Origin of the sequence: Nonomuraea cypriaca (assembly GCF_015645445.1) — a bacterium.
Taxonomy (GTDB): domain Bacteria; phylum Actinomycetota; class Actinomycetes; order Streptosporangiales; family Streptosporangiaceae; genus Nonomuraea; species Nonomuraea cypriaca.
In genome coordinates, this window is record NZ_JADOGI010000351.1 from 1 (window position 1) to 8,051 (window position 8,051).

Sequence of the window (8,051 nt, forward strand, 5' to 3'; positions counted from 1 at the left end):
TGAGAGATCGCTAGTTTTAGTCGACAAGCATGATCTCAAACCACAGGCGCTCATCATGCCTGCGTGATCCGCGGCAACACTTCTCCGGTCACCCTCTGTAACCCAGGTTGATCACGCGGCGCGATCATGCGAATACGGACTCCAGGGAAGCTCGTAGAGCCACAACACCGAGGCCATGCCGACGGCTACGATCAATCGGTGTACAACCACGAACCAGCCGATTATGACTGTCCCTTTTGCGGCTTGATTGCGGGGCGTTACAACGATCTATCCAGTCCGACGACCCTGGTCTGGTGTACCCCCACTGTCACTGCCTTTGTCTCGCCACGCATGTGGCCTACGAACCTCGGCCACATCCTCGTGGTGCCCAACCAGCATCACGAGAATTTGTACGACCTTCCCAGGTCCCTCGGTCACGCGGTCTTCGACTTGTCACAGCACATCGCACGCGCTATACGGGCAACGTATCCCGGCTGCACCGGCACATCGACACGGCAGCACAATGAACCCGACGGCCATCAAGACGTGTGGCACTTCCACCAACACGTGTTCCCCCGGTATGACCGGGACAAACTTTACTCCTCACCCCCTCGGCGCGGCTACGCATCGATCGAGGAGCAGGCGCCGTATGCGTTACGTCTGCGCGAGTATCTCGACGAATCACTGCTCGGATCGGACGGTGCCCCTACTGCCGACGAGGCACACCGCAACACGGAGTTCCGGTAGAGTCGCCTCCTGCGCATCACAGTAGATATGCCCTAGGGTGGACCGTACCGCGCCCAAATCCGCTTGAGTCGAGGATGAAACGATGCCTGCTGAATCGGAGCTGTTACTAATTCTCGCGCCGGACCGTTACGTTCTCCGGGCTTGCCGGAAACTCAATATTCCGCATGTAGTGGTCTATGGAGCGCGGCACCGCGACCTCGCCTTCCAGGAGATTCCCGCCCCCGCCATTCCGGTCTTCTGCGAGGATCACCACAAGCCCGAGGCGATCCTCACCGCCCTGCACCGCGCGGGATTCGCCGATCGCCAGTTCACCGCGGTGCAAACGACCATCGAGCCCCTGCTGATCACCGCCTCGGTGCTCGGGCGTGCCCTGGGCGCCAGAGTGCTCAGTCCCTCGACCGCGGTGCTGTTCCGCGACAAGTTCCTGCAGAAGCAGCGCATCGTCAACGCCGGTCTCGACACGGCCCGCAGCGTGCTCATCGAGGATCTCTTCGCCCTCGGAGCTGGCTTCACGATGCCGTTCGAGCGTGCCGTCCTGAAGCCGGTGACCGGCCTGGCCACCCAGACCACGTCGGCCGTCGACGGGCTCGACGAGCTGCTCGCCACCGCCCGCCGTTACCGGCAACAGCGCATCTCCACCCGCACCTTCGTCCTCGAAGAGTTCATCACCGGTGACGAGTGGACCGCCGACGGCGTCGTGTCCGATGGCGAACTGCTGTTCTACGGCCTCGGCCGCTACGAGCAGCCCTGCCTGACCACTCTGCAGGACAAGGCGCCCTTGAGCATGCGCAAGTTCGATCCGCAGACCGAGAGCTGGGCATACGAGGCAGCCGACCACATGGTACGCGAGGCCCTCGGCGCGCTTGGCCTGACGGATGGCGTCTTCCACATGGAACTGTTCCACGACCCCCGGAGCGATCGGGTCGTCTTCAGCGAATGCGCCGCCCGCCGTGGCGGTGCACTCACCGAGGAGGAGATCCTGGCGAAGTTCGGCGTCGACCTCGGCGAGGCGGCCGTGCAGTGCGCACTGGGGTGGAAACCCGAAGTCGACGTGCGGGTGCGAGCCGGCACCGTCGGATCGGTCTATTTCACCAGCCGGCCCGGCACGCTGGCCGGTTGCCCGTCTCCCGCGGAGCTCACCGAACTTCCCGGTGTGTCGTTCGCCCGCATCGAGCTGCCCATCGGCTACCGGATGGCCGGGGCCGCCGACTCCACCACCACGCGGATCGGCATGGCGATGATCACCGCTGCTGACCCCCAGTCGTTGGAGCGGCGAAGGGCGGAGGTGTTGCAGTGGTTCGATGAGCGACTCGTGGTCATTCCCGCCGCGACGACCAGCGCCGAACTGCGCGACTGGCGCCGCAAGACCCACAAGACGGACGAGTTCGCCGACGTCCTGTACGGCGCATGACGAGCCCGGACCCCACACCGCGCTCCACGAACGGCTCGGAGGACGCCGCCATCAGCGCCAAAGAGAAACTGCGGCCGGAGACCTCGGCGCGCGCCCGGTTCGCCCGGTTGACACGCGTGTTCCCGTCGACGGCCGCGGGGAACCAGTTGGTGCTCGTCGCGCTCGTCGACTCCTTCGGCACCGGCATCTTCCTCAGCGGCAGCGTCGTCTTTCTCACCCAGGTGGCCGGCCTCACGGCGGCACAGATCGGCCTCGGGCTCTCCGCCGCGGGCATCGTGGGATTGATCTCGACCGTACCGATCGGTCTCGTCGCCGACCGGGTCGGCACGCGAAAAGTCCTGGTGGCCCTCCAGGTCTGGCGCGCGGCTTGGTTCGTCGCCTATGCCTTCACCGCGAGCTTTCCCTTCTTCTTCATCGTCGCCTGCATGCTCGCCATGGCGGAGAAGGCGACGGGCCCACTCAACCAGGCGGTCGTCGGCGCCGCGGTCGGCGACAACGACCGCGTCCGCACCATGGCGCTGGTACGCGTGGTGCGCAATGTGGGCTTCTCTCTCGGTGCGCTCGCCGGCACGACGCTCGTAGCGCTCGGCTCCCATGCCGGCTTCCGCGGCATCGTCCTGACGAATGCGGCTTCGTTCCTGCTGGCCGGAGTTCTGCTCGCCCGGATCCCCTTGCTCAACTCGACGGCCAGTGCCCGGCGAAATGGCCCGTGGCACAGTCTGGCGTCGCTGCGCGACGGTCGATACCTGGCGCTGACCGCCCTCAACGCCATCGTCGTCATGCACATGACGCTGCTCGCCGTCGGGATCCCGCTCTGGATCGTCATGCACACCTCTGCCCCGCCGGCGCTGGCCGGATTGATCATTCTGGTCAACACCGTCCTTGTCGTGCTCCTGCAGGTTCGCGCCTCCAGCGGATGCGACGACATCACTGTGGCGAGCGGTCGGATGCGCTGGGCCGCGGGTGCGCTTGCCGGGTGCTGCCTGCTGCTGGAGCTGTCCAGCGGCACGACACCGGTCGTGGCGACCAGCCTCATCCTGGTGGCCGTCGTCCTGCTCACCGGCGCGGAAATGTGGCAGGCGGCCGGTTCCTGGGGTATCTCCTACGAGCTGGCGCCCTCGGACCGGCGAAGCGAGTACCTCTCGGTCTTCAGCCTCGGCACGACCCTGCAGTCGATCATCGGCCCGGTGCTGCTCACGGCTCTCGTCGTCCCGCATACCACCGTCGGCTGGCTGGGCCTCGGCCTCCTGTTCGTGGTCACCGGCCTGGTCCTGCCCGCCGTGGCGGCGCCACGGCGCCAACCGGCCTGACGCTTGCCGGCCCGGCCGCCGAGACCGCTTCAGCACGTGACGCCGGTGGTCGGGCAACGGTTGATGTTATCGATCATCCAGCGGCGCAGTAGCGCGAGCGGTTCGCAGGCGTCCCGGCCGAGCGGGCCGGGCGGTGCTGGAGGCCGAGGCGCCCCGCGTGGCCTTGCGTCTGCCGATAATTACATCCGCCCAGGTCATAACCCTGCGAGGGCTTCGCGTGGCGGCGCCAGCTCCGGCCATCCAGGAGACGGAACCAAGTGCGGCAGGGTGATCAGCCGTGCTCCTTCGCCTGGCCTACCTCACCGTCACGAACACCTTCGCCGCACTTCCAGCACAACCTGCACACGGTGGCCTGCGACTGCGGCAAGGTCCACACCGCAGCCCGTACCGCGAGGAGTGTCATCCGCGCCGATCAGCCTGGGGATCAATCTGCAGGCGTGGTGCGTGTATCTGATGATCGCGCACGCGATCCCGGTGCTGTCAATCCCCCGAAAACGTGGAGACGGTTCTATGCCACACCGGTCCCCAGCAGGGCCGATGAGGCTTTCCTCTTGTCGATCATGTGATGCTCGAATGTGATGGGCGGCAGTCCGTCATTGGCACTGTGCCTGCGTCGGAGGTTGTAGAAGTCGACGATCCAAGTCGCGATCTTCAGTCGGGCCTCGGCCCGGGTACGGAAGCGCTGGCGGTGGACATACTCGACCTTCAGCGTGCTGTTCAGCGCCTCGGCGGCGGCGTTATCCCGATCCGTCAACTCCTCAGGTTCACGATCCTGAAGATGGTCTGGTGAGGGTCACTCATCCGTTCCATCCGCTAGCCGGGCAGGTGCTGCAGTTTGTGGCCAGGTCGCGGTGCTGGAGTGGCGATGTGGTGTTCTATCTCGACGAGCAGGGCCGACGGCGGCCTATCCCCGCAGCGTGGACGGACGTGGTGGCCGATGACCCGTTTCGGGTCATGGCCGCGGGACGGTGTCCATTCCGGACCGCGGACCTGGTGGCGCTGGCGGATCTGATCGATCGTCGGACCTCGTAACGCTCCCTGGGCGCGGGCTTTGATCATGACCAGGAGTCTGCGCCGCGAACGTCAGAAGATTACGCCGCGTCGATCCATCCCTGTCCCGCAGTCCCGTCCGGCTATCCGCCTGGGCTGGTAGTTGTGCCTCGGGATCGGGGTGGCTGCGCTTGCCTTCCGGAACACGCGGCGTAATCATCTGTGCACGGGTCGCAACAGAGTTCCGGGAGAGAGCATGGACGGCAAGGCGGCAGTGCTGACAGCGGCCGGGGTGTTCAACCAGCGGGCCAGCGCAGTGGTCGATCCGCTGTTTTCCTCCTCGGCGTTCTTCGACCCGCGTGATCTCGTGCAGGTCAAGTACGAGATGGTCCGCAGGGTCCTGGTCGATCGGGTGCCGGTCACGGTGGCGGCCGCCGCATTCGGCTTCTCTCGTGCCTCGTTCTATACCGCCGCTGCCGCACTGGACGCGGCGGGCCCGGCAGGGCTGGTGCCGGGCAAGCCCGGCCCCAAAGGGCCGCGCAAGCTGACTGAGCCGGTCATGGACCGGGTCGAGCAGTGGCGGGCAGCCGATCGGAGTCTCAAGGGCCGGGCGCTGGCCAAACTCATCGCAGCCGAGTTCGGCTTCCCGGTGCATCCGCGCTCGGTGGAGCGGGCGCTCACCCGACGACGCGAACCCCACGACCCGGAGGCGGCGACTGGGCGCTGACCCCCAGGGACACGCCCAGCCCAGCCAAGATCAGCGAACACTACGAGAGCCTGCGCGCGGCGGTGCTCGGCGGCAGGGGAAACGGCCGGCGGCACGCCTGGAGCGTGCTGGCCCGCTCCGGCATGGCGGCGTGGGCGGCGGCCGTGGCCCTCATCTCGACCCCGCGCCGCGCTCCGCCACCTGGCCCGGCACCGGAGCCGGACCGGCGGGCGACAGCGGTCCTGCCGGACGGCGGGCGGTGCGCGCATCTGGTGGATGTGCTGGCTGCGCTCGTCATGGCCGCCGCGCCAGGCGCGGCAGGCGCGCCAGGCGCGCCGGCACCGATGGCCCTGAACTCAGACAGCCTGAACTCAGACGGTGGGAGGCGGTTATGCATCGGGACATGACCGGATCGGCGAAGGTGACCGCCGAGCATCTGCGGCGCGATGCCTACCTGTATGTCCGTCAGTCGTCGCTGAAACAGGTGGCCAACAACACCGAGTCGACCTGGCGGCAGTACGACCTGCGAGGCCGGGCAATCGCGCTGGGCTGGACCGATGCGCAGATCACCGTGATCGACACCGATCAGGGGCGCTCGGGTGCCAGTTCGGCCGATCGCGACGGGTTCCAACGCCTGGTCGCCGAGGTTGGCCTGGGCAGGGCCGGGATCGTGCTCGGGCTGGAGGTCTCCCGGCTGGCGCGCAACAACACCGACTGGCATCGGCTGCTGGAGATCTGCGCGCTGACTTCGACCCTGATCCTGGATGAGGACGGCCTCTATGACCCCAGGACGTTCAACGACCGGCTCGTGCTGGGCATGAAGGGCACCATGTCGGAGGCTGAGCTGCACCTGCTCGGCGCCCGGCTACGCGGTGGCCAGTTGTCCAAGGCCCGGCGCGGGGAGCTCAAGCAGGCCCTGCCCATCGGCTACTGCTATGACGGCGCCGACCACCCGGTCCTGGACCCCGACGCTCAGATCCGCGGCGCTGTGGAGCGGCTGTTCGCCCTGTTCGCCCAGACCGGCTCGGCCCGCGCCGTGGTCATGGCCTTTGGCCGGGACGGGCTGCTGTTCCCGGCGCGGATCCGGTCCGGGCCACGCAAGGGCCAGGTGGTGTGGGAGCCGCTCAAGCACTGGCGGGTGCTGTCGGTGCTGCACAATCCCTGCTACGCGGGCGCGTTCTGTTACGGGCGGCGCCGCACCATCCGCACCCCGGATGGCCGTATCGGGTTCGAGTTGCTGCCACGCGACCAGTGGGACACGCTGATCGCCGACCACCACCCGGGATATATCAGCATCGGCCAGTGGGAGGCCAACCTGGTCCAGTTGGCCGGCAACGCCCAGTCCCGGGGCCAGGAACGCAAAGCCGGGCCGCCCCGCGAGGGCCCTGCCCTGCTGCAGGGCCTGGTGCTCTGTGGCCGATGCGGCCGCCGGATGACGGTGGGCTACCGCCAGTACCGTGATCAGCTCTGGCCCGACTACCGGTGCATGACCGAGGCAATCCAGAACGGCACCCGTATCTGCCAGCGCATCCCCGGCGCCAAACTCGACCAGGCCGTCGCGGACCTGCTGCTTGCCCAGCTCACCCCGCTGGCCGTGGAGACCGCCCTGGCCGTCACCGAGCAGATCGCCGCACGCGAGCAACAAGCCGACCGGCTGCGCGCTGCCCACGTCCAACGCGCCGAGCAGCGCGCAGATCTGGCCCGCCGCCGCTACCTGGCCGTCGACCCCGGCAACCGGCTGGTCGCCGACACCCTGGAAGCCGACTGGAACGCCGCCCTGCGCGAGGTGCGCGCAGCCAGACAGGACTACGACACGGCCACCAGCGCCGCCGTCCCACTTCAGCAGGCCACCCGGACGCGCTTGACCGCGCTCGCCGCCGACGTCCACACGCTCTGGCACGACCCGGCCACCCCGATGCGGGAACGCAAACGCATCGCGCGCCTGCTCATCACCGACATCACTCTGGACAAGGCCGACCAACTGACCGCCCGGATCCGGCTAAGCGGCGGGCAGAGCCACACGCTCACTCTGGACAAGCCCGTCGGCGGCGGCAAATCCTGGCAAACCCATCCCGACACCGTCACGTTGATCGACGAACTACTCGGCGAGTACACCCACCCGCAGATCGCCACGATCCTCAACCAGCGCGGAATCCGCAGCGGCAAAGGCCGTGCCTACAACGCGCTGATGGTCCGCGACATCCGCGACGCCTACCAACTGGTCCACCGCTACCAGCGGCTACGCGACCAGGGCCTGCTCACCATGGAGGAGTACGCGCACGCTGTGGGAACCACGCCCCAGACCGTGAAGATCTGGCGTCGCAACGGCCTGATCACCGGGATCGCTTACAACGATAAGAACGGCTACCTGTTCCCTGCACCCGGCCCTGACGCTCCACGTCCGGCGCAGGGCAGACCCTTCGCAGACCGCCGGCCACCCGGCTTCGAAGTCAAACCCCCTCGAAAGTATCGAAGGAGAGCAGTATGAAGACCGAGTCTTGTCCAGCGCGCAGCCCACGCGGCCCATCGACTGGACCACGCCCAGACGCCCGCACAGCTCCTGGTAGCGGGCCGCGGTGTATTCCGAGCCGCGGTCCGAGTGGAAGATCACCCCATCCACGTCGCCGCCGCGGGTGGCCACCGCCATCTGCAGCGAGGCGCAGGTCAGGGCGGCGTCGTGGTGCTCGGACATGGCGTAGCCGAGCAGTCGGCGGGAGAACAGGTCCTCGACGGTGGCGATTATGTGGAATCTAAATGTCCGATTTTATGATTGTTTGTGCTGCCGGACTTCGACGATCGGCAGCATTCTCCCGTCCGTGGGTGAGCTGAGCTGGCGTGGTGTGGCTCCGGCCGGTGTTGGAATGTCGGCGAGGCGGTCGAGCAGGGTGTCCAGTGCTGACTGGAATGT

At 67.2% G+C, this 8,051-nt stretch carries 7 protein-coding genes and 1 pseudogene; 6 read left to right on the forward strand and 2 right to left on the reverse strand.

Annotation, left to right across the window (positions count from 1 at the left end):
• The first annotated feature begins 198 nt into the window (after positions 1-198).
• The 3 genes from ITP53_RS51965 to ITP53_RS51975 all read left to right on the forward strand — a co-directional run bounded on the left by ITP53_RS51965 (position 199) and on the right by ITP53_RS51975 (position 3,447).
• Positions 199-726, forward strand: coding sequence for an HIT family protein (locus ITP53_RS51965; protein ID WP_207757638.1), 528 nt, complete (start codon positions 199-201; stop codon positions 724-726).
• 169 nt (positions 727-895) lie between these two features.
• Complete coding sequence (locus tag ITP53_RS51970) at positions 896-2,137, forward strand: ATP-grasp domain-containing protein (protein ID WP_195902893.1); 1,242 nt, start codon at positions 896-898, stop codon at positions 2,135-2,137.
• Positions 2,134-3,447: an MFS transporter gene (locus ITP53_RS51975; protein WP_195902894.1), complete on the forward strand. Its 1,314-nt coding sequence runs from the start codon at positions 2,134-2,136 to the stop codon at positions 3,445-3,447. The genes ITP53_RS51970 and ITP53_RS51975 overlap by 4 nt, the downstream gene beginning before the upstream one ends.
• 508 nt (positions 3,448-3,955) lie before the next feature.
• Here the strand turns inward: ITP53_RS51975 and ITP53_RS51980 are convergent.
• Positions 3,956-4,201, reverse strand: coding sequence for an integrase core domain-containing protein (locus ITP53_RS51980; RefSeq protein WP_195902895.1), 246 nt, complete (start codon positions 4,199-4,201; stop codon positions 3,956-3,958).
• A gap of 32 nt (positions 4,202-4,233) precedes the next feature.
• Here ITP53_RS51980 and ITP53_RS61580 point away from each other — a divergent pair, with 32 nt between their 5' ends.
• The 3 genes from ITP53_RS61580 to ITP53_RS51995 all read left to right on the forward strand — a co-directional run bounded on the left by ITP53_RS61580 (position 4,234) and on the right by ITP53_RS51995 (position 7,631).
• The gene (locus ITP53_RS61580; protein WP_195902896.1) at positions 4,234-4,479 is read left to right on the forward strand and encodes a DUF5372 family protein; all 246 of its coding nucleotides are present in this window, start codon (positions 4,234-4,236) and stop codon (positions 4,477-4,479) included.
• A gap of 214 nt (positions 4,480-4,693) precedes the next feature.
• On the forward strand, positions 4,694-5,164 hold the full coding sequence (locus ITP53_RS51990) for a helix-turn-helix domain-containing protein (protein WP_195902897.1): 471 nt from the start codon (positions 4,694-4,696) through the stop codon (positions 5,162-5,164).
• A gap of 382 nt (positions 5,165-5,546) precedes the next feature.
• Positions 5,547-7,631: a recombinase family protein gene (locus ITP53_RS51995; RefSeq protein WP_207757639.1), complete on the forward strand. Its 2,085-nt coding sequence runs from the start codon at positions 5,547-5,549 to the stop codon at positions 7,629-7,631.
• Positions 7,632-7,667: 36 nt separating this feature from the next.
• On the opposite strand, the pseudogene ITP53_RS61585 reads toward ITP53_RS51995, so the two are convergent.
• Positions 7,668-7,886: pseudogene (locus ITP53_RS61585) on the reverse strand (DDE-type integrase/transposase/recombinase); the annotation flags it as partial.
• Between the last annotated feature and the right edge of the window lie 165 nt (positions 7,887-8,051).

What these genes read in the sequence shown, in the direction of transcription:
- ITP53_RS51975 (WP_195902894.1), top strand. Translation starts at nt 2,134, where the DNA reads ATGACGAGCCCGGACCCCACACCGCGCTCCACGAACGGCTCGGAGGAC.
- ITP53_RS51990 (WP_195902897.1), top strand. Translation starts at nt 4,694, where the DNA reads ATGGACGGCAAGGCGGCAGTGCTGACAGCGGCCGGGGTGTTCAACCAG.
- ITP53_RS51995 (WP_207757639.1), top strand. Translation starts at nt 5,547, where the DNA reads ATGACCGGATCGGCGAAGGTGACCGCCGAGCATCTGCGGCGCGATGCC.